This is a genomic window from Micromonospora sp. NPDC007220, from assembly GCF_040634035.1.
Taxonomy (GTDB): Bacteria; Actinomycetota; Actinomycetes; order Mycobacteriales; family Micromonosporaceae; genus Micromonospora; species Micromonospora reichwaldensis.
The window spans coordinates 166,533-188,497 of record NZ_JBEYEU010000008.1; the positions used below are offsets into that span (position 1 = coordinate 166,533).

24 protein-coding genes are annotated in these 21,965 nt (G+C 75.0%); 17 read left to right on the forward strand and 7 right to left on the reverse strand.

All coding sequences use genetic code 11. The features are described 5' to 3' along the window. Positions 1–40 precede the first annotated feature (40 nt). The 3 genes from ABZ573_RS17730 (at position 41) to ABZ573_RS17740 (ending at position 3,662) form a co-directional block, all read left to right on the forward strand. Positions 41–1,261 carry a globin domain-containing protein gene (locus tag ABZ573_RS17730; RefSeq protein ID WP_358119087.1) on the forward strand — a complete coding sequence of 407 codons (1,221 nt, stop codon included), beginning with the start codon at positions 41–43 and terminating at the stop codon, positions 1,259–1,261. A gap of 221 nt (positions 1,262–1,482) precedes the next feature. Continuing rightward, positions 1,483–2,700, forward strand: a complete 1,218-nt coding sequence (locus ABZ573_RS17735) for a glycosyltransferase (protein ID WP_358119089.1) — start codon at positions 1,483–1,485, stop codon at positions 2,698–2,700. A 98-nt stretch (positions 2,701–2,798) separates the two neighbouring features. Further along, a complete protein-coding gene (locus ABZ573_RS17740) occupies positions 2,799–3,662 on the forward strand; it encodes an alpha/beta fold hydrolase (protein ID WP_151455860.1) in 864 nt (287 codons plus the stop codon). A gap of 127 nt (positions 3,663–3,789) precedes the next feature. Here the strand turns inward: ABZ573_RS17740 and ABZ573_RS17745 are convergent, their stop codons facing one another. Beyond that, the gene (locus ABZ573_RS17745) at positions 3,790–3,960 is read right to left on the reverse strand and encodes a hypothetical protein (protein WP_165947796.1); all 171 of its coding nucleotides are present in this window, start codon (positions 3,958–3,960) and stop codon (positions 3,790–3,792) included. Between the two features lie 193 nt (positions 3,961–4,153). Here ABZ573_RS17745 and ABZ573_RS17750 point away from each other — a divergent pair, with 193 nt between their 5' ends. Together ABZ573_RS17750 and ABZ573_RS17755 are read left to right on the forward strand one after the other, a co-directional pair. Then, positions 4,154–4,789: a hypothetical protein gene (locus ABZ573_RS17750; protein WP_327031055.1), complete on the forward strand. Its 636-nt coding sequence runs from the start codon at positions 4,154–4,156 to the stop codon at positions 4,787–4,789. Between the two features lie 163 nt (positions 4,790–4,952). After that, positions 4,953–5,318 carry a hypothetical protein gene (locus ABZ573_RS17755; protein WP_151455862.1) on the forward strand — a complete coding sequence of 122 codons (366 nt, stop codon included), beginning with the start codon at positions 4,953–4,955 and terminating at the stop codon, positions 5,316–5,318. A 96-nt stretch (positions 5,319–5,414) separates the two neighbouring features. Here the strand turns inward: ABZ573_RS17755 and ABZ573_RS17760 are convergent, their stop codons facing one another. The 3 genes from ABZ573_RS17760 to ABZ573_RS17770 all read right to left on the reverse strand — a co-directional run bounded on the left by ABZ573_RS17760 (position 5,415) and on the right by ABZ573_RS17770 (position 7,208). Beyond that, a complete protein-coding gene (locus ABZ573_RS17760; protein WP_358119092.1) occupies positions 5,415–5,942 on the reverse strand; it encodes a DinB family protein in 528 nt (175 codons plus the stop codon). Positions 5,943–6,003: 61 nt separating this feature from the next. Beyond that, complete coding sequence (locus tag ABZ573_RS17765) at positions 6,004–6,195, reverse strand: hypothetical protein (protein ID WP_358119094.1); 192 nt, start codon at positions 6,193–6,195, stop codon at positions 6,004–6,006. 101 nt (positions 6,196–6,296) lie between these two features. Continuing rightward, entirely contained in the window at positions 6,297–7,208 is a 912-nt protein-coding gene (locus tag ABZ573_RS17770; RefSeq protein ID WP_151455864.1) for a DUF72 domain-containing protein, read from the reverse strand. Positions 7,209–7,399: 191 nt separating this feature from the next. On the opposite strand from ABZ573_RS17770, the gene ABZ573_RS17775 reads away from it, so the two are divergent. From ABZ573_RS17775 to ABZ573_RS17795, 5 genes are all read left to right on the forward strand, one after another. Next, entirely contained in the window at positions 7,400–8,350 is a 951-nt protein-coding gene (locus ABZ573_RS17775) for a hypothetical protein (RefSeq protein ID WP_358119097.1), read from the forward strand. Positions 8,351–8,463: 113 nt separating this feature from the next. After that, the gene (locus ABZ573_RS17780) at positions 8,464–9,225 is read left to right on the forward strand and encodes a Pr6Pr family membrane protein (RefSeq protein WP_358119099.1); all 762 of its coding nucleotides are present in this window, start codon (positions 8,464–8,466) and stop codon (positions 9,223–9,225) included. A gap of 120 nt (positions 9,226–9,345) precedes the next feature. Beyond that, positions 9,346–10,392 carry an NAD(P)-dependent alcohol dehydrogenase gene (locus tag ABZ573_RS17785; protein WP_358119101.1) on the forward strand — a complete coding sequence of 349 codons (1,047 nt, stop codon included), beginning with the start codon at positions 9,346–9,348 and terminating at the stop codon, positions 10,390–10,392. A gap of 24 nt (positions 10,393–10,416) precedes the next feature. Beyond that, complete coding sequence (locus tag ABZ573_RS17790; protein WP_358119103.1) at positions 10,417–10,932, forward strand: 2'-5' RNA ligase family protein; 516 nt, start codon at positions 10,417–10,419, stop codon at positions 10,930–10,932. Between the two features lie 101 nt (positions 10,933–11,033). Further along, complete coding sequence (locus tag ABZ573_RS17795; RefSeq protein WP_358119105.1) at positions 11,034–11,900, forward strand: S1 family peptidase; 867 nt, start codon at positions 11,034–11,036, stop codon at positions 11,898–11,900. A gap of 123 nt (positions 11,901–12,023) precedes the next feature. Here the strand turns inward: ABZ573_RS17795 and ABZ573_RS17800 are convergent, their stop codons facing one another. Further along, positions 12,024–13,106 (reverse strand): PIN domain-containing protein, encoded by a 1,083-nt coding sequence (locus ABZ573_RS17800; protein ID WP_151455944.1) that lies wholly within the window; start codon positions 13,104–13,106, stop codon positions 12,024–12,026. A 162-nt stretch (positions 13,107–13,268) separates the two neighbouring features. On the opposite strand from ABZ573_RS17800, the gene ABZ573_RS17805 reads away from it, so the two are divergent. The 4 genes from ABZ573_RS17805 to ABZ573_RS17820 all read left to right on the forward strand — a co-directional run bounded on the left by ABZ573_RS17805 (position 13,269) and on the right by ABZ573_RS17820 (position 17,253). After that, complete coding sequence (locus ABZ573_RS17805; protein WP_151455943.1) at positions 13,269–14,558, forward strand: histidine kinase; 1,290 nt, start codon at positions 13,269–13,271, stop codon at positions 14,556–14,558. After that, positions 14,546–15,214 carry a response regulator transcription factor gene (locus ABZ573_RS17810; protein WP_358119108.1) on the forward strand — a complete coding sequence of 223 codons (669 nt, stop codon included), beginning with the start codon at positions 14,546–14,548 and terminating at the stop codon, positions 15,212–15,214. Before ABZ573_RS17805 ends, ABZ573_RS17810 begins: the two co-directional genes overlap by 13 nt. Positions 15,215–15,385: 171 nt before the next feature. Continuing rightward, positions 15,386–16,534, forward strand: a complete 1,149-nt coding sequence (locus ABZ573_RS17815) for an endonuclease (RefSeq protein WP_327031046.1) — start codon at positions 15,386–15,388, stop codon at positions 16,532–16,534. A gap of 221 nt (positions 16,535–16,755) precedes the next feature. Beyond that, positions 16,756–17,253, forward strand: coding sequence for a DUF2231 domain-containing protein (locus ABZ573_RS17820; protein ID WP_327031045.1), 498 nt, complete (start codon positions 16,756–16,758; stop codon positions 17,251–17,253). Between the two features lie 75 nt (positions 17,254–17,328). On the opposite strand, the gene ABZ573_RS17825 is transcribed toward ABZ573_RS17820, so the two are convergent. Continuing rightward, positions 17,329–18,492 carry an LLM class flavin-dependent oxidoreductase gene (locus tag ABZ573_RS17825; RefSeq protein WP_151455939.1) on the reverse strand — a complete coding sequence of 388 codons (1,164 nt, stop codon included), beginning with the start codon at positions 18,490–18,492 and terminating at the stop codon, positions 17,329–17,331. 190 nt (positions 18,493–18,682) lie between these two features. On the opposite strand from ABZ573_RS17825, the gene ABZ573_RS17830 reads away from it, so the two are divergent. Genes ABZ573_RS17830 through ABZ573_RS17840 form a run of 3 tightly spaced genes read left to right on the forward strand, consistent with a single transcriptional unit; the run spans position 18,683 to position 21,200 of the window. Further along, entirely contained in the window at positions 18,683–19,663 is a 981-nt protein-coding gene (locus tag ABZ573_RS17830) for an aliphatic sulfonate ABC transporter substrate-binding protein (protein WP_358119111.1), read from the forward strand. Then, the gene (locus ABZ573_RS17835) at positions 19,660–20,496 is read left to right on the forward strand and encodes an ABC transporter permease (RefSeq protein ID WP_151455937.1); all 837 of its coding nucleotides are present in this window, start codon (positions 19,660–19,662) and stop codon (positions 20,494–20,496) included. Before ABZ573_RS17830 ends, ABZ573_RS17835 begins: the two co-directional genes overlap by 4 nt. Beyond that, entirely contained in the window at positions 20,469–21,200 is a 732-nt protein-coding gene (locus ABZ573_RS17840) for an ABC transporter ATP-binding protein (RefSeq protein ID WP_151455936.1), read from the forward strand. The genes ABZ573_RS17835 and ABZ573_RS17840 overlap by 28 nt, the downstream gene beginning before the upstream one ends. 129 nt (positions 21,201–21,329) lie before the next feature. Here ABZ573_RS17840 and ABZ573_RS17845 read toward each other — a convergent pair whose 3' ends face one another. Further along, entirely contained in the window at positions 21,330–21,896 is a 567-nt protein-coding gene (locus tag ABZ573_RS17845; protein WP_151455935.1) for a flavin reductase family protein, read from the reverse strand. Positions 21,897–21,965 lie beyond the last annotated feature (69 nt).

A 21,965-nucleotide genomic window follows, 5' to 3' on the forward strand; every position in this document is an offset into this window, starting at 1 on the left:
CTGTCGGGGCCCGAGCGGTTCAGCCCAGAAGGAGACAGTCGTGCTCTCGGAGTCCTCAGCAGCAGTGGTGACGGCGACCCTGCCCGCCGTGCAGGCGCACGGCGAGGCGATCACCGGCCGGTTCTACCAGCGGATGTTCGACGCGCACCCTGAACTGCTGAACATCTTCAACCGCAGCAACCAGGCCACCGGCACCCAGAAGGCCGCCCTCGCCGCCGCCGTGGTCGCGTACGCGGAGCACCTGACCGGCGGCAGCCATGCACCGTGGGGGCCGATCCTGGACCGCATCGCGCACAAGCACGCCTCGCTCGGCATCACCGCCACCCAGTACACGATCGTCGGCCGGCACCTGCTCGCCGCCGTCGGCGAGGTGCTCGGCGACGCCGTCACCGACGAGGTCGCGGCGGCCTGGGACGAGGTCTACTGGCTGCTCGCCTGCGAGCTGATCGCCCGGGAGGCCCGCCTCTACACCGTGGCCGGGCTGGCCGAGGGCGAGCCCGTGTGGCGGGACTGGCGGGTCGTCGCCCGGACCACCGAGGCGCTGGATGTCGTGTCGTTCACCCTGGTCCCGGCCGACGGCGGGCCGGTGCCCGGCTTCGTCCCGGGCCAGTACACCTCGGTCGCCGTCGACCTGGACGGCGGGCGCGGTCAGCAGATCCGCCAGTACAGCCTCTCCGGCCGTCCCGGCGCCGACCACTGGCGGATCACCGTCAAGCGCGTACGTGGTGGCGGTGACGCCCCCGACGGCATGGTCTCCACCTTCCTGCACGAGCGCGTGGGTGTCGACGACGTCCTCCGGCTCAGCCCCGCGTTCGGCGAGGTCAGCGCGGTGGCCGGGGAGGGCCCGCTGCTGCTGGTCAGCGCGGGCATCGGCCTGACCCCGGCGATGGCCGCCCTGGAGCACCTGGCCGCCACCGAACCGGAGCGTCCGGTGGTGCTGGTGCACGCCGACCGGGCCGGCGCGGCCCACGCGTTCCGCGGTGAACTGCCGCGCCTGCACGCCGCGCTGCCCAACCTGCGCACCGCCCTCTGGTACGAGGACCTCACCGACGGCGAACTGGCCGGGGTGACCGCCGAGGTCATCGCGGGCCGGGTCGACCCGGCGCTGATCCCCCTCTCCCCCGACGCCCACGTGCACCTCTGCGGGCCGCTGCCGTTCATGAACACCGTCCGGGGCGGCCTGCTGCGCCGGGGAGTGCCGGTGGAGCGCATCGCCTACGAGGTCTTCGGGCCGGGCATGCTCCACGACGAACGGTCCTGACCGGCTGCGACCGGGCGGTCACGGGCGGTGGGGTGGTTCGCCCCGCCGCCCGCCGGCCGCTCCACACCCGACGGACACTCCGTCAGGACGAGCCGGGCAGGCGGCGGTTAGGAGGGAAGGTCGGGGGTAGGGACTCCTGCGGCGGGGTCCGCCAGGCGGCGAGGAGACGCCCCGGGGCTCGACCGGGTCCCCGCCGACGGGCCGGCCGATGGAGGAAGCACATGCGTATCGCGATGATCTCGGAGCACGCCAGTCCGCTCGCCGTCGGAGGGGTGGAGGAATCCGGCGGTCAGCACACGCACGTGGCGGAGCTCGCCGCCGCGCTGGCCGGCGAGGGGCACGACGTGCGCGTCTACACCCGCCGGGACTCCACCGTCCCGCCCGACTCCGTCGTCACCCCGGACGGCTACCGGGTGTGCCAGGTGCCGGCCGGCCCGGCGCTGCGGGTGCCGAGGGACGAGCTGCTGCCGCACCTGGGCGAGTTCGGGCGCTGGCTGGCGGGTCAGTGGCGCGACGGCGGCTGGGCGCCGGACGTGGCGCACGCCCACTTCTGGACGAGCGGGCTGGCCACCCTGCACGCTGGCCGGCGCACCGGGGTGCCGGTGGTGCTGACGTACCACAGCCTCGGCTCGGTGAAGCGGCGGTTGCAGGGCGCCCGGGACACCAGCCCACCGGGCCGGGTGGGCTACGAGCGGGCCCTGGGCCGGGCCGCCGACCGGATCATCGTGCAGTGCCAGGACGAGGTCGGCGAGCTGGTCCGCCTCGGCGTGCCCCGGTCCCGGATGACGCTGGTCCCCGCCGGGGTCGACCAGGAGCTGTTCCGTCCCGACGGGCCCGTCGCCCCGCGCGACCCGGCCCGCCCCCGGATCATCACCGTCGGCCGGCTGGTGGAGCGCAAGGGCATCCAGGACGTCATCCGGGCGCTGCCGGCCGTGCCGGACGCCGAGTGCGTGGTGGTCGGCGGCCCGCCGGCGGAGTTGCTCCCCGCGGACGGCTTCGCCCGCCGGCTCCGCGCGCTCGCCGAGTCCTGCGGGGTCGCCGACCGGGTGAAGCTGCTGGGCGGGCTGCCCCGGGAGGAGCTGGCCCCGTGGTACCGCTCGGCGGACCTGCTGGTGGCCGCCCCCTGGTACGAGCCGTTCGGGCTCACCCCGCTGGAGGGCATGGCGTGCGGCGTACCGGTCGTCGGCACGAACGTCGGCGGGATCGCCGACACCGTGGTAGACGGCCTGACCGGCGACCTCGTGCCGCCGCGGGACCCCCGGGCCCTCGGCACCGCGGTCCGCCGGCTGCTCGCCGACAAGGTCCGTCGCTTCGCGTACGCGACGGCGGCGCTGGACCGGATCCGCAACCGGTACTCGTGGAAGCGCTGCGCCGAGCAGCTGAGCACGGTCTACGCCACGGTCAGCACGGTCGCCCGGCCCGCTCCGGCGGTGGCGTAGCGCAGGGTGGTGGTGGGCGGCCCCCGGTCGTCGCCCGGGACGTGACGCCCACCACCCCACGGTTACCCGTCGGTAGCCTCGGGCCGTAGCCTGGGCCGGTGAACGCGACGGGGGAATACCGGCAGGAGTTCGTCGAGGTCGACGGGGCCCGCATCGGGCTACAGGTGTATCCGGATCCGGAGGGCGTCGCCGACGCCCCGCTGGTGCTGATCACGCCCGCGATGGGCGTCCGGGCGCGCTACTACCGGCCGTTCGCCGCCGCGCTGCGCGCCGCCGGCCTGGCCGTGGCGGTGGCCGACCTGCGCGGCACCGGGGAGAGCACCCCGAAGCCGAGCCGCGCCTGCCGGTACGGCTACCCGGAACTGGCCGCCGACGTGGGCGCCGCGCTGGCGGCGCTCAAGTCCCGGCGGGACGGGCGCAGGACGCTGCTGCTCGGGCACTCCCTCGGCGGGCAGGCGGCGCTGCTGCACCTCGCCCTGCACGGCGAGCACGACGTCGACGGGCTGGCGCTGGTCGCCGTCGGCGTACCGTGGTGGCGCAGCTACCCGGGCCTGCGCGGGTACGGCGTCCTGCCGTACACCCAGGGGATCGCGGCGACCGCCCGGCTGCTCGGCGTCTGGCCGGGCTGGGGCTTCGGCGGCCGGCAGGCGCGCGGGGTCATCCGGGACTGGGCGTACACCGCGCGGACCGGGCGCTTCCCGCAGCTGGACGGGGTGGACGCCGAGGCGGCCGTGCGGGCGCTGCGGACCCCCGTCCTCGCGGTCAGCGTCGACGACGACCAGTACACCCCGCACGAGACCGTCGACCACCTGTGCGCGAAGCTGGCCGCGGCGCCCGTCGCGCGCGAGCGCTACACGCCGGCGCAGGCCGGCGCCCCGATGGACCACTTCACCTGGGTACGCGCGAGCGGCCCGCTGGCGGCCCGGGTGGCCCGCTTCGCCGCCGACCTGCCGGCCCGCTGACCCGGGGCGGGACGCGGCACCGAGCGGGGCGACCCGTCGGGGCCGCTCCCCCGGTCACGTGACACCGGCGCCGGGCTGCTGCGGCACGCGTCCCGGGCGGCGCGACCACCGCCCGGGACGGAGACGCTCACTCGTCGGTGTCGACGGGCACCATCTCGCCGTCCCGCTCCACGCGGGTCTCGCCGCGCTCGGCGGGCGGCGGCACCTGCGCCGTGGTCCTGCGCGGATCGTTGTCCGGGTGCATCAGCACCGCGTCGGTCGACGCGGTCTTCTCCCGGCTCTCCTCGGGCTGCGACATCCGCTTCCCCTCTCGCTCGGGTCGTCCGACGAACTACCCGCGCCGGCCCCGACGACTCCTCCCGGCCCGTCCCCGGCGACGACGCCCCGGGTCCGGTATCTGTGCCGCCGCGGCATATCGGCAGGTCACGGGCGGGATTAGCCGGCCGGGCGGCGGGTATGCCGCACCGCCCGACACGGTGGAAGGGGATCAGATGTCCGAACGGCACACCGCACTGCGCTCGATGCACGACCTGGGCCTGGCGGCCTGGTTCGGGGGCTCCCTGATGGGAGCGTTCGGCGTCAACGGCGCGGCGGCACAGATGAACGACTCGACCCAGCGGTTGCCGATGGCCTCGGCCGGCTGGGCCCGGTGGACCCCGGTGAACGCCGCGGCGATCGGCGCCCACCTGGCGGGGGCCGTCGGGGAACTGGTGACGGAGAGCCCCCGGGTGGCCGCCCAGTCGGGGGTGGCCCGGGCCAGCACGCTGAAGACGGCGTTGACGGTCGGCGCGCTGGCGGTGACCGGCTACAGCCGACTGCTCGGCATGAAGCTGGAGAAGGCGGGCGGGCCGGCGGTCGAGGGGGTCACCGAGCCGAACTCGCACACGCCGTCGAACGTGGCGTCGTGCCAGCGGCAGATGCGGATGCTCCAGTGGGCTGTCCCGGCGATGACCGGGGCGCTCATCGTGATGACCGCGTACATGGGCGAGCAGCAGAAGCCCGGCGAGGTGTTCCGGGGGATGTTCGGGCGCGTCGGCGGCATGCGGAACGCCCCGAAGGGGATGGGCGCGCTCATGGCGATGGGCGGGGCCAGGCAGAAGCGGATGGCGAAGTCCGGCCGCTGCTGACCGACGTGCCGCCGGACGGCGTCCCGCCGACTCCTCGGCGGCGGGGCGCCGCTGCGCGCGTCCCCACCCGCCGGCACCGCGGCCCCGGGGCGCCGGCGAGGCATGACCGCCCCGGTGACGGGCATTCGGGGCCGGTACCGGCGGACCGAGCAGCGAGGTGGTCATGACGGCAGGAGAGGGACGCGGCGGGGGCCGACGCGCACCGGAGGCGACCACGCCCTGGGTGACCAGGGACGGCATGGACGTGGAGGCGCCGTGGGGCGTCGCTGAGCACGACCCCATGAACGAGGGCAGCGAGGAGACCGCCGTGCCGGAAGGGCGGCGCGGGGAGCGGCGGGCCGACGAGCCGGCGGGACCGTCCGGCCCCGCCGGCCGGCACGGCTTCGGCCCGGTCGAACCGACACCCACGCGGCCGGCGGGCCCCGGCGCGCCGCCCGACCCGGCGCCGGCCCGACGGTCCTTCCCCGACGCCGCCGACGTCGAGGAGCGGACGGAGGACGCGCTGCGGACCAGGGGCCGACGTTCCTGACCGGCACGCCCCGGCACGGGGCTGCACGAGGCGTGGTTCCTCGACCTGGACGCCGAGCTGCGCGGACGGGACCGCCCCCGCCGAAGAGCCCGGCGGTCAGCCGCGCCCCGCCGCCCGCAGCAGCCGGAGCTGACCGATCTCGGCCGCGTTCTTCATCAGCTCGGCGTTGACCCAGGCGAGCATGTGCGCCACCGTGTGGCCCGGGTCGTCCTGCCACGGGAACGGCGCGGTGCCGTCGAGGTCGGCGTCGGTCAGCCGGTCGAGGTGCCCCAGCCACTCGGCGCGCAGGCCCCGCAGCCAGGCGACCGTCGGCTCGCCCGCGCCCGGCCATCGCACGTCGGTGCGCTGCCGTGGTGGCCGTCCCCCGAGATGGTCCATGGTCACCGTCCACCACCAGCCGATGTGCCAGGACAGCCAGCCCATGGTCGGAACCGGCACGGGGTCGGGTTCGGTGTCGGCCCAGTCGGGTGTCCAGCCGCCGGCGGGGTCGCGACGCACCGTCCAGCAGACCTCGGCCGGTTCCCAGAGGAAGTCCGCCGCGTCGAGGCGCTCGAGGTGGTACTCGAACAGCGACCACGTCAGGTCGAACTGCCAGCGCAGGAGCGCACGGGAGGTTGCCGCCATCCGGCGATCATCCCGGAGGGCACCGGCCCCGGTCCACGGAATTGGACCCCGCGTCACGGGGTCAGCCGCCGGCGGTGTCCTCGTCGGCGACCTCGGCGGGGTCCGCCGCCACCGGGTGACCGGTGTCGTCCACCAGAGCGGGCGCCATGCTGCCGCCGTGCGCCTCCTGCGCCTCCCGGGTCTCGCGCGCCGCCGCGTCCCCCGGTACGCCCGGCGTCGCCTCCCCGGGGTGCTCCTGCCGCTGCTCACCCATCACCGCGTCCCCTTCCGTCGCTCACGCCCCCGCCGGTACCCGGGCGGCCGGCGGGGAAACCTGGCGCCGCGCCGACGATCCCGGGTGGGGCCGGTGGGTGCTCAGGAGGGCGAACCGGCTCCCGCCCGGTCGCGTCCCGCCGGGCGGACCCCGAGCAGTTCCGCGAGTCGGGCCGCGTCACGCTGGGCCTGGTCGCCGCAGCAGTTGTTGAACAGCGCGTGCAGCTCCCCCGCCTGCCCGGCCAGCTCGACCAGGAGTTCCGACCAGCGGCGCAGTTCCTCGTCGCCGTACGCGTAGCGGAACTTCTCCTGCTTGTCCCCGGTCTCCCAGGCGGTGCTGTGGCCGTGGAACCGGACGACCGCCAGCTCCGCCGTGGCGAACAGGATGGGCGGCACCGACGAGGCGTGCCCCTGCGGCATGTCGACGCAGACGAACGACAGCCCGCGCTCCCGCAGGAACCCGAGCGTGTCCAGCGCGGCGGTGCCGTCGAACCAGGACGCGTGGCGCAGCTCGACGGCGACCCGCCACGGCTGGCACCGCTCCGCCAGCTCGGCGATGCGCCGCTCGGCGGCGGCCCCACGGGCCAGCCACGGCGGAAACTGGAGCAGGACCGCGCCGAGCCGGTCGGCCGCCGCGATCGGGTCCAGCGCCGCCCGGAACCGGTCCCACAGCTCGTCGTACGCGGCCGCGGGAAGGTCCCGGCGCCGGATCCGGCTCGGGCCGCCGGCCGGGCGCAGGTCGCGGGGCAGCGCCGCCACCGGTGTCGGGTGACCGGTGAAGAGGCTGAACGCCTTGACGTCGAAGGTGAAGCCCTCGGGCGTGGCGTCCACCCAGCCTCGTGTCGTCTCCGGCACGGGCACCGCGTAGTAGGAGGTGTCCACCTCGACCAGCGGGAAGCGCCCGGCGTAGAAGTCGAGCCGACCGGCCGGGGTGTTGGCCGCGCGGGGGTACCAGCCCGAGCGCAGCAGCATCTGGTCCGCCCAGGACGACGTGCCCACCTTGATCACACCCATGTGATTCAGTGCACCGCGCACCGGACGAATCGGCAACCGCTGGCGGAAACCCGGCGTCCGGGCATCCTGCGCGAGGCGGTCGCGGCGTGTCAGGACCATGGGCGGACCGGTCGGTCCCGGCCCGGCACTTGTCGGACGTCACACCCGACCCGTGTGACGGCCCGACGGCCCGTGGCGCTGAGGGACACGAGATGAACGCACACCGGATGGACCAGGAAACCGTCGAGCGGCTGCTCGACGGCCCTGTCCTCGACCCGCAGGACGGCCCGCAGTCCCTCACGTCGCTGTTGACGGCGGTGCGCGCCACGCCCCACGCCGACGAACTGGCCGGCGAGGAGGCGGCCGTACGGGCCTACCGGCTGGCTCGGGCCGGCAACCCGCCCGGCCGGCCGGAGCCGCGCCGCCGTCCCGCCCTCGCGGGGTTCGGCGTCCGCGCCGCGCTGGCCGGTGCCGCCCTCGCCCTCACGGGCGGGGTGGCCCTCGCCGCCACCGGGGGCGCGCTGCCCGACCCGCTGCGCGGTCCGGCACCCACCACCGCCGCTCCCGGGCCCGCCCCCACCACGGGCGCCGCACCCACGAGGGCCCACCGTCCGCCGTCCGCCCCGACGGGCGGGGTGGACGGTCGGCCGGAGCACGACGCGGCGGTACGGGAGTCGTGCCGGGCGTACCGGGCGGACGTCGGCGACGGCGGTCTCCCGGACGAGGCCGCCTTCGATGACCTGATCCGCGCCGCCGGTGGCCCTGGGAAGGTGGCCGGCTACTGCGAGCGAGTGCTGGCCGGCGAGCCGAAGAGCCCCGCCCCGCACGGCAGCCCGTCCGGCGGGCCGACAGCCACGCCGACCGGCCATCCCGGAGCCGACCCGACGGGCCAACCCGGAGCCGACCCGACGGGCCATCCGGGAGCGGAGCCGACCGGCCGCCCCGGAGCCGACCCGACCGGCCGCCCCGGAGCCGACCCGACCGGCCGTCCCGGGGTGGACCCGACCGGTCGGCCCGGAGCCGACCCGAGCCGGCGGACCGGGCCGCTGCCCACGGCGTCGCCGTCGGCCACGGCCGCGCAACCGGCCGGGCCCGGCCCTGCCCACCTCCCGCCGGAGCAGGGGCGCCACACCGCCCCGCCGAGCGGCGGCGAGGCGGGCTGACCGGGCGGCCGACGGGCAGGGGCGCGCCCCTGCCCGCGCGCCCTCCCCCGGCGGCGTGGCCCGCGTGCCGTCGGCCGGTGACCTCGGCTCCGGGCGGCTGGTAGCTTGCCCCGATGAGTCTGCGGCGTCGACGCGTGGCGGTGGTCTTCCGCCTGGCGATCGTGATCAGCGTGCTGGCCGGGATCGTGCTCACCGCGCTCGGTTCCGCCACGCTCACCGGCCTCCTGCCCTACTTCACCATCCAGAGCAACCTCGCCGTCGGGCTCTTCGCCGGATACGCCGCCTGGCTGGCCCGCCAGGACCGGCCCGAGCCGCCCTCGGCGCTCAAGGGCGCGGTCACGCTCTACATCACCATCACCGGCGTGGTCTACCACCTGGTGTTGGCCAACCCGGCCAGCCCGTTCGCGATGCCCCCGGCCGACCGTACGCTCGGCGAGGCGCTGGGCAACCAGTTCCTGCACACCGTCGTGCCCCTGCTGGCCGTGGCGGACTGGGCGCTGTTCGACCGCCGGGGCCGGCTCCGCCCGCGCTACGCGGCCTGGTGGCTGGCGTTCCCCCTCGGATACCTCGGCTTCGCGCTGCTGAGAGGGCTGGTGGTGGACCGGTACCCGTACCCGTTCATCGACGCGGGCGAGCTGGGCTACGCGGGGGTGGCCGTCAGCGCGGTCTTCTTCGCCGCCGCGTTCTGGCTGCTGGGCCTGCTCTTCGTCGCCGTCGACCGGGGCCTGGGCCGCCGTGCCGTGGCGCAGGCCGCCCCCGCGACCAGCCCGGATGCCCCCTCCATGGCCCCCGACGCCCCCTTCACGCCAGGGGGTCAGGCCGGCCCGGCCACGGCCCCGGACGCCGCCCGGCCCGACGCGACGGCCCTGCCCTGAGGTCCACGCCTGCGGCGGCTCACCACCACGGGGCGGACCGGAGCGTCGCGGCGGGCCGTTTGGGCTGTCGCGGAACGGGCAGCCGGCAGGCGGACCGGAAGCGGCAGAACAGGAGGCGTCATGCGCGCGCTGCGATTGCCCAACTGGAAGTCGGAGCCCGAACTGGTCGAGGTCGACGAGCCGACCCCGGGCCCGGATCAGGTGGTCGTGAAGATCGGCGGTGCCGGCGCCTGCCACTCCGACCTGCACCTGATGCACGACTTCGAGGCCGGCGCGGTGCCCTGGAACCCGCCGTTCATCCTCGGCCACGAGAACGCCGGCTGGGTGCACGCGCTCGGCGACGGGGTGAGTGGGCTGACGGTGGGGCAGCCGGTGGCTGTCTACGGGCCGTGGGGCTGCGGCACCTGCGAACGCTGCCGGGTGGGCGTCGAGTCGTACTGCGAGAACGTCGCCGAGGCGCCGGTGCCCGGCGGGGGCGGTGGCCTCGGCCTGGACGGCGGCATGGCCGAGTACATGCTGGTGCCGCACGCCCGGCTCGTCGTGCCGCTGCCCGACGGGCTCGACCCGGTGTTGGCGGCGCCGCTGACCGACGCCGGGCTCACCCCGTACCACGCGATCCGCCGGTCCTGGGCGAAGCTCGGTCCGACCAGCACCGCCGTGGTGATCGGCGTGGGCGGGCTCGGGCACGTCGGGGTGCAGATCCTCAAGGCGACCACCGCGGCCCGGGTGATCGCGGTGGACACCCGCGAGGAGGCGCTGAAGCTCGGCGCGGAGTGCGGCGCCGACCTCACCATGCTCTCCGGCGCGGACACCGCCCAGGAGATCCGCCAGGCCACCGGCGGCCGGGGCGCCGACGTGGTCCTGGACTTCGTCGGCGCCGACCCGACCCTCGCGCTCGGCGCCGCCGCCGTCCGCACCGTCGGCGACCTCACCATCGTCGGCATCGGCGGCGGCACCCTGCCGGTGGGCTTCTTCTCGGTGCCGTACGAGGTGAGCATCCAGAGCACGTACTGGGGCAGCCGGCCGGAACTCATCGAGGTGCTCGAACTGGGCGCCCGGGGCCTGGTGAAGCCGAAGGCCAGCACCTTCTCGCTGAACGAGGCGGTCGTCGCGTACCGGAAGATGCGCGACGGCACGCTGGAGGGCCGGGCGGTCGTCGTGCCGTGACCACCGCGGCCCTAGGATGATCATGTGGTCGCGGCGCTGGAGCTCTACCTGGACACCGACGCCACCCGACGGATCCGGGTGCTCTGGGACGCGCTGGAGTCCGAGGGCGTGCAGAGCATGCGGTCGCTGCTGGAGCAGCGTCACCGGCCACACGTCTCACTCGCCGTCGCGACCCGCTTCGATCCGGAGCGGGTCGCGGCGGCGTTGCGCGGAACGGTGGTGGCCGCGCCGCTGCGGCTGAGCTTCGAGCACGTCGGGCAGTTCGTCGGCCGGGTGCTGTGGCTGGGCCCGACCCCCACCGCCGAGCTGCTCGCGCACCACGCACGGGTGCACGACCGGCTGGCCGAGGCGGGGATCGGGTTGGTCGAGCACTACCGGCCGGGGCGTTGGGTGCCGCACTGCACGCTGTCGATGCGGGTGCCGAACGCCCTGATGGCCGCCGCCGTGCGCCGCTGCCTGGAGATGCTGCCGCTGGAGGCGACCGTGGTCGGCGCGGCCCTCACCGACCACGCCCGGGGCATCTCCCAGCCATTGCGGTAGCCGGACCGCGAACGGGTCGCCGGCACGACGAGCCGCTTGTCCGTGTCACGCCGGGGGTGGATCCTGTAGGGAATCGACAGAAACGAATCCATGGAGGTTCGATGCGTCGTCTCCCGCCCGCCCTGCTCCTGCTCGCCGCGCTGCTGCTCGGCCTGCCGACGCCCGCCCACGCCGCCCCCGACCACGGCGGGGCCGCCCCCGACCACGACACCGGCCGCGCCGCGGCCGCGCTCGCGCAGGTCCGTACCGCCGGCACCGCCTGGGGGCTCGACCCTGCCACCGGCCGGATGACCCTGACCGTCGACGACACCGTCTCCGCCCAGGACGTCGCCGCGCTGCGGGCGACCGCCGCCCGTGCCGGTGCGGTGCTCCGGCACGAGCCGGGCGAGCTGCGCGTCCTCATCGCCGGCGGGCAGGCGATCTACAGCGGCGGGCGGTGCTCCCTCGGCGCCAACGTCCGCAGCGGCACCACCTACTACTTCGTCACCGCCGGCCACTGCACCTCCGTCGGCACGACCTGGTACGCCAACAGCGCGCAGACCACCGTCCTCGGCAGCCGGGCGGGCAGCAGCTTCCCCGGCAACGACTACGGGCTGGTCCGCTACACGAGCCTGGTCGCCCACCCCAGCGCCGTCTACACGTACCCCGGCCTGCTCACCATCAACGGCGCCGGCAACGCCTACATCGGCCAGGCGGTCTGTCGCAGCGGCTCCACGACGGGGGTGCGCTGCGGCACGGTCACCGCGCTCAACGCGACCGTCAACTACGCCGAGGGCAGCGTCTCCGGCCTGATCCGCACCAACATCTGCGCCGAGCCGGGTGACAGCGGCGGGCCGCTCTACGCCGCCGGCACCGGCACCATCCTCGGCATCCTCTCCGGTGGCAGCGGCAACTGCACCAGCGGTGGCACCACCTACTACCAGCCGATCATGGAGATCCTGGCCGCGTACGGCGTGACCGTCCCCTGACCGACCACCCGCGTGCCCGGCCCGACCCCGCGCGACGGGCCGGGCACGGCGGGGTCAGCCCTCGCGGCCGGTGGTCGCGACGCCCACGACGAGGTGACGCCCTCCGGCACCGACCGGAACCGGTCAGGCGGCCCGGGGGGTGAGGAGGTAGTCGTCGGCCTCGGGGCTCCACCGCAGGTCGACGACGCCGCTGGTGGCGGCCGCCTTGCAGAACTGGAGGAAGCTGCGGTAACCCAGCTTCTTCTCGCTGAAGTCGGGCCGCGCCCGGCGCAGCTGGTTCTTCAGCCCGGAGAGGGCCACCGCGCCCTCGTCTCCGGCGAGGTCCGACACCACCGAGCCGAGCAGCGCGAACGCCACCTCCCGGTCGCCGTGCTCGGGCAGGGAGACCTCGGGGTCGCCCTTGGCGGGTCCCTCCGCCAGCTCGACCACGTTGTGCTGGGCGAGGTGCCGCATGAGCTCCCCGAAGGTGCGGAACCCGTAGTCGGACTCGCTGAACGTCGGGTCCTTGCGCAGCAGGGTGCGCTTCAACGTCGAGGCCGTCACCTCGCCGCTCGAACTGCCCTGGAGGCCGGCGACGGTCTGCGCCACGAACACGGCGAGCGTGTCGACGTCCCGCCCGGCCTCCTCGGCCGCCGGCTGCGGCTCGGGCTCCGGCTCCTGCTCCACCCGCGGCACGTCGGGGCTGGGCAGGCGGGCCGGGCGGCCCCGCCGGACTCGGGCGGGAGGGATGTCGACGCCCTCCAACCGGTCGTAGTAGAGGAACTCGTCGCACGCGGGCGGCAGCAGCGCCGAGGTCGAATTCTCCACGCCCACCCCGATGACGCGCTTGTTCAGCTCGCGGAGCTTGTGGACCAACGGGGTGAAGTCGCTGTCGCCGGTGCAGATCACGAAGGTCGAGATGTACCCGCGCTCGAAGGCCAGCTCCACCGCGTCCACGGCCATCTTGATGTCGGCGGCGTTCTTGCGCGAGGCCCCCATCCGCTGGGGAATCTCGATCAGCTCGACGTGCGACCGCGTGAGCATCCGCCGGTCCTCGTCGAAGTACGACCAGTCCGCGTACGCCCGGCGCACCACCACCCGGCCGCGCTCGGCGAGGGCGTCGGCGATGGGACGGAAGTCGAAGGCCACGCCGCCGAGGTGGTCGCGGGCCCCCAACGCGAGGTTCTCGTAGTCGAGGAAGAGGGCGATGCGGTCTTCGTGATCCACGCAGGTCAGCCTACCCCCGGCGGGGCGCCGCGCCGTCGCGTCCGCCCCTGGCATGGCGCGGTGCCCGCCGGGGTCGGCCGGCCACCGGGTAGTGCTGGCCCTACCCGGGAACTACCTCCAGACGGCTGGGTCGGCGCGTCACCCACGGTTAGCGTCAGCGGCATGACGACAGCTCGTCCCCTGTGCCTGGCCGAGGCGCTGCGCCGGCCCGGATACCTGTTCTCCCCGTGGCCGTGGCGCGCGCTGGCCTACCTGTTCACCACCGTCCCCGTCGCCGGGGTGCTCGCCGTCGGGCTGCTCGTCGTCGGGGCACCCCTGCTGGCCGCGGTCAACGCCGCCCGGCAGGACCGCCCGGTCGAGCTGCCCCTCGTGCTGTTCCTGGCCGTCGGTGCCCTGACGGTGCTGGCGTCGGCCCCGGTCGTGAGCATCGCGGTGACCGCCGTGGAACGGCAGCGGCTCGGCCTCGTGGACGGGCGGCCGTTGCCGGCGTACCGGTGGCGGGGCCTGGCCGCGCGCTACACCGACGCCGACGCGTGGCGGGAGGTCGCTTACACCTTCTGGCTGGGCGGCGTCGTGCCGCTCGGCTACGCCGTGTCCACCCTGCTCGTGCTGCTCGACCTCACGCTGGTCGCCAGCCCCTGGCTGGTCGGCGACGCCGACGAGGTCATCGTGGTCTGGACCACCGTCGACACGGCCGGCAAGGCCGTCCCGTACGCCGTCCTCGGGGTCCTGCTCCTCCCGGTGCTCTGGTACGGGCTCGGCGTGCTCGCCGCGGCCCAGGGCGCGGTGGCGCGGTGGCTGCTCGGCCGGCCCGCCGACGGGGCGGCCCTGCGGGAGGTCAGCCGCTCGCGGGCCCGGCTGGTCGACGCGTACGAGACCGAACGCCGCCGCATCGAGCGCGACATGCACGACGGCGCGCAGCCCCGGCTGACCAGCCTCACCCTCCACCTGGGTCTGGCCCGGCTGGACGTGCCCGAGGACTCCCCCGCCGCCGCCCCGCTAGCCGTGGCGCACGACCAGGCCAAGAACCTGATGGTCGAGCTACGGCAGATCGTGCAGGGCATCCGCCCGCAGAGCCTCACCGACCTGGGCCTGGCCGGCGCGGTACGGGAACTGGCCGGCGAGGCCACCGTCCCGGTCACCGTCCACGCCGACCTCGGGCAGCCGCTGCCCGAACTCGTCGAGAGCACCGCGTACTTCGTGGTGTCGGAGGCGTTGGGCAACGTCGTCCGGCACGCCGGGGCGACCCGGGCCGAGGTCCGGCTCGTCCAGGCCGACGGCGAACTCGTCGTGGAGATCTCCGACGACGGCCACGGCGGGGCCGACCCGGCGCGGGGCACCGGCCTGACCGGCCTCGCCGATCGGGTCGCCGCGGCCGACGGGCGGCTGCTGCTCGCCAGCCCGCCCGGCGGCCCCACGCTCGTCCGGGTGGAGTTGCCGTGCCACCGATGACGCGCGTCGTGCTCGCCGAGGACGAGGTCCTCCTGCGCGAGGGCCTCGCCGGCCTGCTGGCCCGGTTCGACTTCGAGGTGGTCGCCGCCGTCGGCACGGCACCGCAGTTGCGGGACGCGGTCCGGGCGCACGAGCCGGACCTGGTGGTGACCGACATCCGGATGCCGCCCGGCCCGCACGACGACGGGCTGCGGGCCGCCGTCGACCTGCGCGCCGAACGGCCGCGGCTCGCCGTCATGGTGCTGAGCCAGCACGTGCAGGCCGAGTACGCCTCCGCCCTGCTCGCCAGCGGCGACGGACGGGGCGTCGGCTACCTGCTCAAGGACCGGATCGCCGAGGTCGCCGAGTTCGCCGGGCAGCTGCGCACGGTCGCCGGCGGCGGCACGGTCGTCGACCCCGACGTGGTGCGGCGGCTGCTGCACCGCCCACGCGACCCGCTCGCGGCCCTGTCCGCCCGGGAGCGCGAGGTGCTGACGCTGCTCGCCGAGGGGCACTCCAACGCGGCGATCGCCGCGCGGCTGCACGTCACCGAGGCGGCCATCGGCAAGCACATCGGCAACGTCCTGGCGAAGCTCGGCCTGCCGCCCAGCGACGACACCAACCGCCGGGTGCTGGCGGCCCTCACCTACCTGCGCGCGGGCCCGTCGCCCCGGTAGCCGGCTCCGGCGCGACCGGTGGCCGCCTCCGGCGCGGCCGTCCGCCGGGCAGGCGCGGCCGCCCCGCCGAAAAGTTGCGGTCCCGATCTCCCGCCGTTCACCCGCGCCCCGCTAGCATCGCTGCTCATGAATACGAGGAGCAGTACCCGCTCGGGCCCCAGAAGGCTGGCGATGGCGTTCGCGCTGGCCGTCGTCCTGGTGGCGCCCGTGGCGGTGACGGCGGCGGCGTCGGCCGCCGGCCCCCTTACCGTGGCCCAGGCGCTTGCCGCGCAGGACGGCCGGACGGCCGCCGTGACCGGCTACGTCATCGGCCAGCCGACCAGCACCACGACGGTGCTCAGGTCCGGCTTCACCGCCGACACCGCGATCGCGATCGCCGACACGGCCGCCGAGACCGGCGCGAGCAGGATGCTCTACGTCCAGGTCACCGCCGCCTACCGGAGCACGTTCGGGCTGCTCACCAACCCGGGCCTGCGGGGCCAGCGGATCACCGCCACCGGCGCGCTCACCGCCTACTTCAGCCACGGCGGCCTGAAGAACCCGACGGCGATGACCCTCGGCGGCACCACGCCATCGCCGAGCCAGTCCCCGACTCCGGTCCCGACGACCACCCCGGCACCCGGCGGTGACTACGACTCCACCTACTACGCCAACGCGATCGGCAAGTCCGGCACGGCGCTGCGCAGCTCGCTGCACTCGATCATCAAGGTGCAGACGAAGCTCTCCTACGACCAGGTCTGGGAGGCGCTGAAGGACACCGACCAGGACCCGGCCAACACCAACAACGTCATCCTGCTCAACACCGGGCGGTCCCAGAGCAAGAGCAGCAACGGCGGCGGCGTGAACGACTGGAACCGTGAGCACGTATGGGCCAAGTCGCACGGCGACTTCGGCACCGCGACCGGCCCGGGCACGGACGTCCACCACCTCCGGCCGGAGGACGTCTCGGTCAACTCGACGCGCGGCAACAAGGACTTCGACACCGGCGGCAGCCCCGTCGCCGAGGCGCCGGGCTGCTACACCGACGCCGACTCGTGGGAGCCGCGCAACGCGGTCAAGGGCGACGTGGCACGCATGCTGATGTACATGGCGATCCGGTACGAGGGCACCGACGGCTGGCCCAACCTGGAGCTGAACCAGTCGGTCAACAACGGCAGCGCGCCGTACCACGGCAAGATGGCGGTGCTGCTCCAGTGGAACCAGGCCGACCCGCCGGACACCTTCGAGAAGCGCCGCAACCAGCGGATCTACGAGCGCTGGCAGGGCAACCGGAACCCGTTCGTCGACCACCCGGAGTGGGCGACCGCCATCTGGGGCTGACCTCGCCCCACCGGCGTGTCGCGGCCGGTCCCCCGACGGGGGACCGGCCGACCGGCGGGCGGTAGTCGGCCCTAGCCCGTGGGATCCGCCGCACGGGGCGTTCCGCCTTCGCCGTACGGGACGCCGCAGCCTGGGCCACCGACAAGGTAGGTACTGGTAGGTGTACCCGCGCCCGAGCGGGGTATCCCGCGCGGCCAGCATCCGTCTGTCGGGAGGTCACCGTGGAGAGTCGAGCCAAGGCGTTGGGTCACGGGATCCATCCCATGATGATCGTCTTTCCGCTGGGACTGCTCGCCACGGCGGTGATCTTCGACATCCTGTACCTGATCACGGACCGCGCCGGATTCCAGATCTCCGCCGCGTACACCATCGGCGCCGGCGTCATCGGCGGCCTGCTCGCGGCGGTCTTCGGCTTCACGGACTGGCGGGCCATCCCGTCCGGCACCCGCGCCAAGCGGGTGGGCGCGATCCACGGCATCGGCAACGTCGTCGTCGTGCTGCTGTTCGCGGTGAGCTGGTTGGCGCGGGCCTCCGCGACGAACTGGGAGCCGAACGCCCTGGCCCTGATCTGCAGCTTCGCGGGCATCCTCCTGTCCGGGATGACGGCCTGGCTCGGCGGCGAGCTGGTCGAGCGGCTGGGCATCGGGGTCAGCGACAACGCCGGCGTCAACGCGCCGAGTTCCCTGTCCCGTCGTTCCACGCGCCGCGCCCGCGCCTGATCCGTCCGCCCGTGCCCCGGACGGACCGGGCAGGCCGGTGGGCCAGCCGGCCCGGCCCGCCGGGGGGCGGGTTCGTCACCGCGCGCCGGCGGGTTCCGGGACGAACGGCAGGCTCCTCGGCTCCACCGGCTGGGCCTCGCCGGCCGGGTGCCGCCACAGCCCCCGCGCGCGCAGGATCGGCAGCACGCCCTCGCCGAACCAGTACGCCTCCTCCAGGTGCGGGTGGCCGGAGAGGATGAACTCGTCCAGGCCGAGCGCGTGGTACTCGGCGATCCGGTCCGCCACCTCCGTGTGGCTGCCCACGAGGGCCGTGCCGGCGCCGCCCCGGACCAGGCCGAAGCCGGCCCAGAGGTTGGGGGCGACCTCCAGTCCGTCGCGGGAGCCCCCGTGCAGGTCGAGCATCCGGCGCTGCCCCTCGGACTCGCTGCCGCGCAGCCCCGCCTGAGCCGCCCGCAGGTCGGACTCGGCGATGCCGTCGAGCAGGCGGCGGGCCTGCGCCCAGGCCTCCTCGGCGGTGTCCCGGGTGATGACGTGCAGCCGGATGCCGAAGCGCAGTTCGCGGCCGGCCTCGGCGGCCAGCGCGCGGACCCGGTCGAGCTTGCCGGCCACCTGGGCCGGCGGCTCGCCCCAGGTGAGGTAGACGTCGCTGTGCCGCACCGCCACCGGCAGCGCGGCGGCGGAGGAGCCGCCGAAGTAGATCGGCGGGACCGGGTCCGGTAGCCGGTTGAGCCGGCCCTGCGCGATCCGCAGATGCTCGCCGGCGTGGTCCACGGTCTCGCCGCGCCACAGCGCCCGCACGATGTGCAGGAACTCGTCGGTGCGCGCGTACCGGGCGTCCTTGTCCAGGAAGTCGCCGTAGGCGCGCTGCTCGTGCGACTCGCCGCCGGTGACGATGTTGACCATCAGCCGGCCGCCGGAGAGCCGTTGGAACGTCGAGGCCATCTGCGCCGCCAGCGCGGGCGTGAGCAGGCCGGGGCGGAAGGCGACCAGGAACTTCAGCCGCTCGGTCACCTCGGTGAGCATGGCGGTGCTCAGCCAGGCGTCCTCGCACCAGGCGCCGGTCGGGGTGAGCGCGCCGACGAAGCCGAGCTGCTCGGCGGTCCGCGCGATCTGGCCCAGGTAGGCGACGGTCGCCGGGCGGGCGCCGCCGGCCGTGCCGACCGGCACGCCGTGGCCCCCGCCGACGATGTCCCGGCTGTCGCCGTAGGTGGGCAGGAACCAGTGGAAGGTGAGGGCCATCCGGATCTTTCCTCCAGTGCGGTGGCGAGAAGAGGTGCGGCAGGGCAGGCGGCCGGCGGCCGGGTGCTCCTGAGGGGTGGGACGATCCCGGTGACAGTCTACCCATAAAACCTATCGGGTTAGTAGGCTTAGTGCGACCGGCGGCTGTCAGTGCCGTCGCGCCCCCAGGTCCATCTCCGTAGGAGCTGTCATGCGAACCCCCAGAACGGCCCTCCCCCGTCGGCACCGCCTGGTGACGGCACTGCTCACCGCCGTGGCACTGGTCGCGGTCGGCGGCGTCAGCGCCTGCGGCGACGGGTCCGCGGCGGCCGGCGGAGACAAGGGCCCACTTCGGATCGGCTACCAGCGCTTCGGAGGACTGAGCCTGGTCAAGGCCCGCAACGCCGCCCCCGACGTGGAGTGGTCGTTGTTCGAGAGCGGCCCGGCGCTCACCGAGGCGCTCAAGGCCGGCTCGATCGACATCGGGCAGGTCGGCGAGGCGCCGCCCGTCTTCGCCGCGGCGGCCAAGATCCCGTTCTCCGTCATCGGCACCTCCGCGCCCGTCCCGCAGGGCGAGGCGGTGCTGGTCAAGGACGACAGCGGCTACCGCACCTTCGCCGACCTGCGCGGCAGGACGGTGGCCCTGAACAAGGGCTCCAACGTGCACTGGCTGCTCGTGCGCCTGTTGGCGGCGCACAAGATGACGTTGGACGACATCAACGTCAAGTACCTCAAGCCCGCCGAGGGACGGCCCGCGTTCGACAACGGGCAGGTCGACGCCTGGATCATCTGGGACCCGTACTTCGCCCTGGCCGAGCAGCCCGGGGTCCGGGTGCTCGCCGACGCCACCGGCCTCGCCAGCAACCGGGAGTACGTCCTGGCCGCCCCGGACGCCGTACAGAACCGGTCGGACGACATCCGGGCGTTCCTGCGGATGTACCGGACGGTGACGGACTGGGGCATCGCCAACCCCGACGAGCGGGCCCGCACCCTCGCGCCCGAGTTGAAGATCGCGCAGGACGTCACCGAACGCGCCCTGCTCCGCAGCGCCAAGCCCCTGTCCCCGGTCACCCCGGCCGTCGGCGACGAACTCCAGGCGATCGCGGACGGCTTCGTCGCGCTGAAGCTCGTCCCGGGGCCGGTCGACATCCGGGGCCGCGTCGACGGCCGGTTCAACGAGGTCTTCCAGTGAGCCGTACGACGCTGGCCGACGCCCCGGCCCCGGCCACGGCGACCGCACCGACGCGGCCTGAGCGGCCCGCGCAGCCGGCCCGGCGGTGGCGCCGGCTCGCCAGCCCGGTGCTGCTGGTGCTCTCCTGGGAGCTGGCCGCCCGGATCGGGCTGCTGGCACCCGAGAAGCTGCCGGCGCCGAGCGACGTGCTGGCCACCGGGTGGCGGCTGTCCCGCGACGGCATCCTCGCCACCCACCTGTTCGACTCGCTCACCCGCGCCGGCGTCGGCCTGCTGATCGGCGGGGGTCTCGCCCTGCTGCTCGGCACCGTGGCAGGGTTGCTCCGGCTCGGCGACGACCTCGTCGACCCCCCGGTGCAGATGGCCCGGATGCTCCCCCACCTGGGACTGGTGCCGCTCCTGATCATCTGGGTCGGCATCGGCGAGTCGCTCAAGATCAGCCTGGTGGCCCTCGGTGCGTTCTTCCCGATCTACTTCAACACCTACGCCGGCATCCGGGACATCGACGAACGCCTCGTCGAGGCGGCCCGGACGTGCGGGCTGGGGCAGGCCGCCCGGCTGCGCCACGTGGTGCTGCCCGGCGCACTGCCCGCCCTCTTCCTCGGCCTACGCCTGGCGATCGGGGCGGCCTGGCTCAGTCTGGTCGTCGGCGAGCAGGTCAACGCCCAGACCGGGATCGGCTTCCTGATGATGGAGGCGCGCGAGTTCAGCCAGACCGACGTGGTCGTGCTCGGCCTGCTGATCTACGCGCTGCTCGGCCTGGCGTCCGACCTGGCGCTGCGTGTCGCGGAGAGGAGGACGCTGACATGGCGTCGCGGGCTGCGGGCGACCTGACGGGCGCGGGGCCGGTGCTGACCGCCCACGCCGTACGCCGGGCGTTCGGCCCCTCGGTCGTGCTGGCCGGCGTCGACCTGGCGATCTCCCGGGGGGAGGTGGTGGCCCTGCTGGGCGGCAGCGGCTCCGGCAAGAGCACCCTGCTGCGCATCCTCGCCGGCCTCGACGGCGATGCCACCGGCGGGACCACCGTGCACGGCACGGCCGCCGTGGTGTTCCAGGAGCACCGGCTGCTGCCCTGGAAACGGGTGGCCGAGAACGTCGGGCTCGGCCTGTCCGGCGCCGACACCGACCGGCGGATCGACCGGGCCCTGGCCGAGGTCGGGCTCGCCGACCGGCGCCGCGCCTGGCCGGCCGAGTTGTCCGGCGGCCAGGCTCAGCGGGTCGCCGTCGCCCGGGCGCTGGTCCGCGAACCCGACCTGCTGCTGCTCGACGAGCCGTTCGGCGCCCTCGACGCGCTCACCCGGCTGCGGATGCAGGGGCTGCTACGCCGGCTGCGCGCCGAGCACGGCTTCGCCGCCCTGCTGGTCACCCACGACGTGGACGAGGCCCTGCTGCTCGCCGACCGGATCCTGCTGCTGGAAGGGGGCGTCATCGCCGAGGAACTCCCGGTCGACCTGGGGTCGGTGCGTACGCCGGACGAGCCGGCCTTCGGCGCGCTGCGCCGCCACCTGCTCGACCGCCTCGGCGTGCCGGCCGCCTGACCGCGCCGCCGGCCCCGCACCGGCCGGTCCTCGCCACGGAGATCCGTCAACGGCCCCGGCCCCACCCGGCAGATCCGGGTGGGGCCGGGGCCGCTCGCGCCGATCCGGGTCGACCGGCGGGAAGCCGGGTCACGCGGCCTCTCGGCCCGCCCCGTCGACCCCGGTGTAGCGGCCCTGGTGGTGCAGCAGCGGCGAGCCGCCGTCGGCGTGCCGGATCAGTTCCGGCTCGGCCAGCACGACGGCGTGGTCGCCGACGGGCACCCGGTCGACCACCCGGCAGAGCAGCCAGGCCAGGACGCCCCCGAGGATCGGCGCCCCCTCCGGTCCGGTACGCCACCGGGTGGGGGTGGCGAACCGGTCGATGCCGCTGGTGGCGAAGGTACGGGCCAGTTCCCGCTGGTCTTCGGCGAGCAGGTGCACCGCCACGTGGCGGGCGCCGGCCAGGGTCGGCCAGCTGGACGATCCGAGGTTCACGCAGAACGACACGACCGGCGGCGCCAGCGACACCGAGGTGAACGACGTGGCGGTGAAGCCGACCGGCGGCGCGCCGGGCGCGGTGACCACGGTGACGGTGCTGGCCTGGTGGCGCAGCACCGTGCGCAGCGCGCGGGCGTCGGCGTCGACCGTCCACCCGCCCTCCGGGCCGTCCCGCCACTGTCGGACGAGGGGGTCGGTGTCGTACCGCGCGATGACCATCGGGACCTTCCGGAGGGGAGTCAGGCAGAGAATCGTGACAGAGCGGCGACGCCAGCCCCGGCCGCCCGC

Excerpts from the sequence above, each read along its gene's own strand:
- ABZ573_RS17735 (WP_358119089.1), top strand. The coding sequence starts at position 1,483 with ATGCGTATCGCGATGATCTCGGAGCACGCCAGTCCGCTCGCCGTCGGA.
- ABZ573_RS17745 (WP_165947796.1), bottom strand. The coding sequence starts at position 3,960 with ATGTCGCAGCCCGAGGAGAGCCGGGAGAAGACCGCGTCGACCGACGCG.
- ABZ573_RS17750 (WP_327031055.1), top strand. The coding sequence starts at position 4,154 with ATGTCCGAACGGCACACCGCACTGCGCTCGATGCACGACCTGGGCCTG.
- ABZ573_RS17755 (WP_151455862.1), top strand. The coding sequence starts at position 4,953 with ATGACGGCAGGAGAGGGACGCGGCGGGGGCCGACGCGCACCGGAGGCG.
- ABZ573_RS17760 (WP_358119092.1), bottom strand. The coding sequence starts at position 5,942 with ATGGCGGCAACCTCCCGTGCGCTCCTGCGCTGGCAGTTCGACCTGACG.
- ABZ573_RS17765 (WP_358119094.1), bottom strand. The coding sequence starts at position 6,195 with ATGGGTGAGCAGCGGCAGGAGCACCCCGGGGAGGCGACGCCGGGCGTA.
- ABZ573_RS17770 (WP_151455864.1), bottom strand. The coding sequence starts at position 7,208 with ATGGGTGTGATCAAGGTGGGCACGTCGTCCTGGGCGGACCAGATGCTG.
- ABZ573_RS17775 (WP_358119097.1), top strand. The coding sequence starts at position 7,400 with ATGAACGCACACCGGATGGACCAGGAAACCGTCGAGCGGCTGCTCGAC.
- ABZ573_RS17780 (WP_358119099.1), top strand. The coding sequence starts at position 8,464 with ATGAGTCTGCGGCGTCGACGCGTGGCGGTGGTCTTCCGCCTGGCGATC.
- ABZ573_RS17785 (WP_358119101.1), top strand. The coding sequence starts at position 9,346 with ATGCGCGCGCTGCGATTGCCCAACTGGAAGTCGGAGCCCGAACTGGTC.
- ABZ573_RS17795 (WP_358119105.1), top strand. The coding sequence starts at position 11,034 with ATGCGTCGTCTCCCGCCCGCCCTGCTCCTGCTCGCCGCGCTGCTGCTC.
- ABZ573_RS17805 (WP_151455943.1), top strand. The coding sequence starts at position 13,269 with ATGACGACAGCTCGTCCCCTGTGCCTGGCCGAGGCGCTGCGCCGGCCC.
- ABZ573_RS17815 (WP_327031046.1), top strand. The coding sequence starts at position 15,386 with ATGGCGTTCGCGCTGGCCGTCGTCCTGGTGGCGCCCGTGGCGGTGACG.
- ABZ573_RS17825 (WP_151455939.1), bottom strand. The coding sequence starts at position 18,492 with ATGGCCCTCACCTTCCACTGGTTCCTGCCCACCTACGGCGACAGCCGG.
- ABZ573_RS17830 (WP_358119111.1), top strand. The coding sequence starts at position 18,683 with ATGCGAACCCCCAGAACGGCCCTCCCCCGTCGGCACCGCCTGGTGACG.
- ABZ573_RS17840 (WP_151455936.1), top strand. The coding sequence starts at position 20,469 with ATGGCGTCGCGGGCTGCGGGCGACCTGACGGGCGCGGGGCCGGTGCTG.
- ABZ573_RS17845 (WP_151455935.1), bottom strand. The coding sequence starts at position 21,896 with ATGGTCATCGCGCGGTACGACACCGACCCCCTCGTCCGACAGTGGCGG.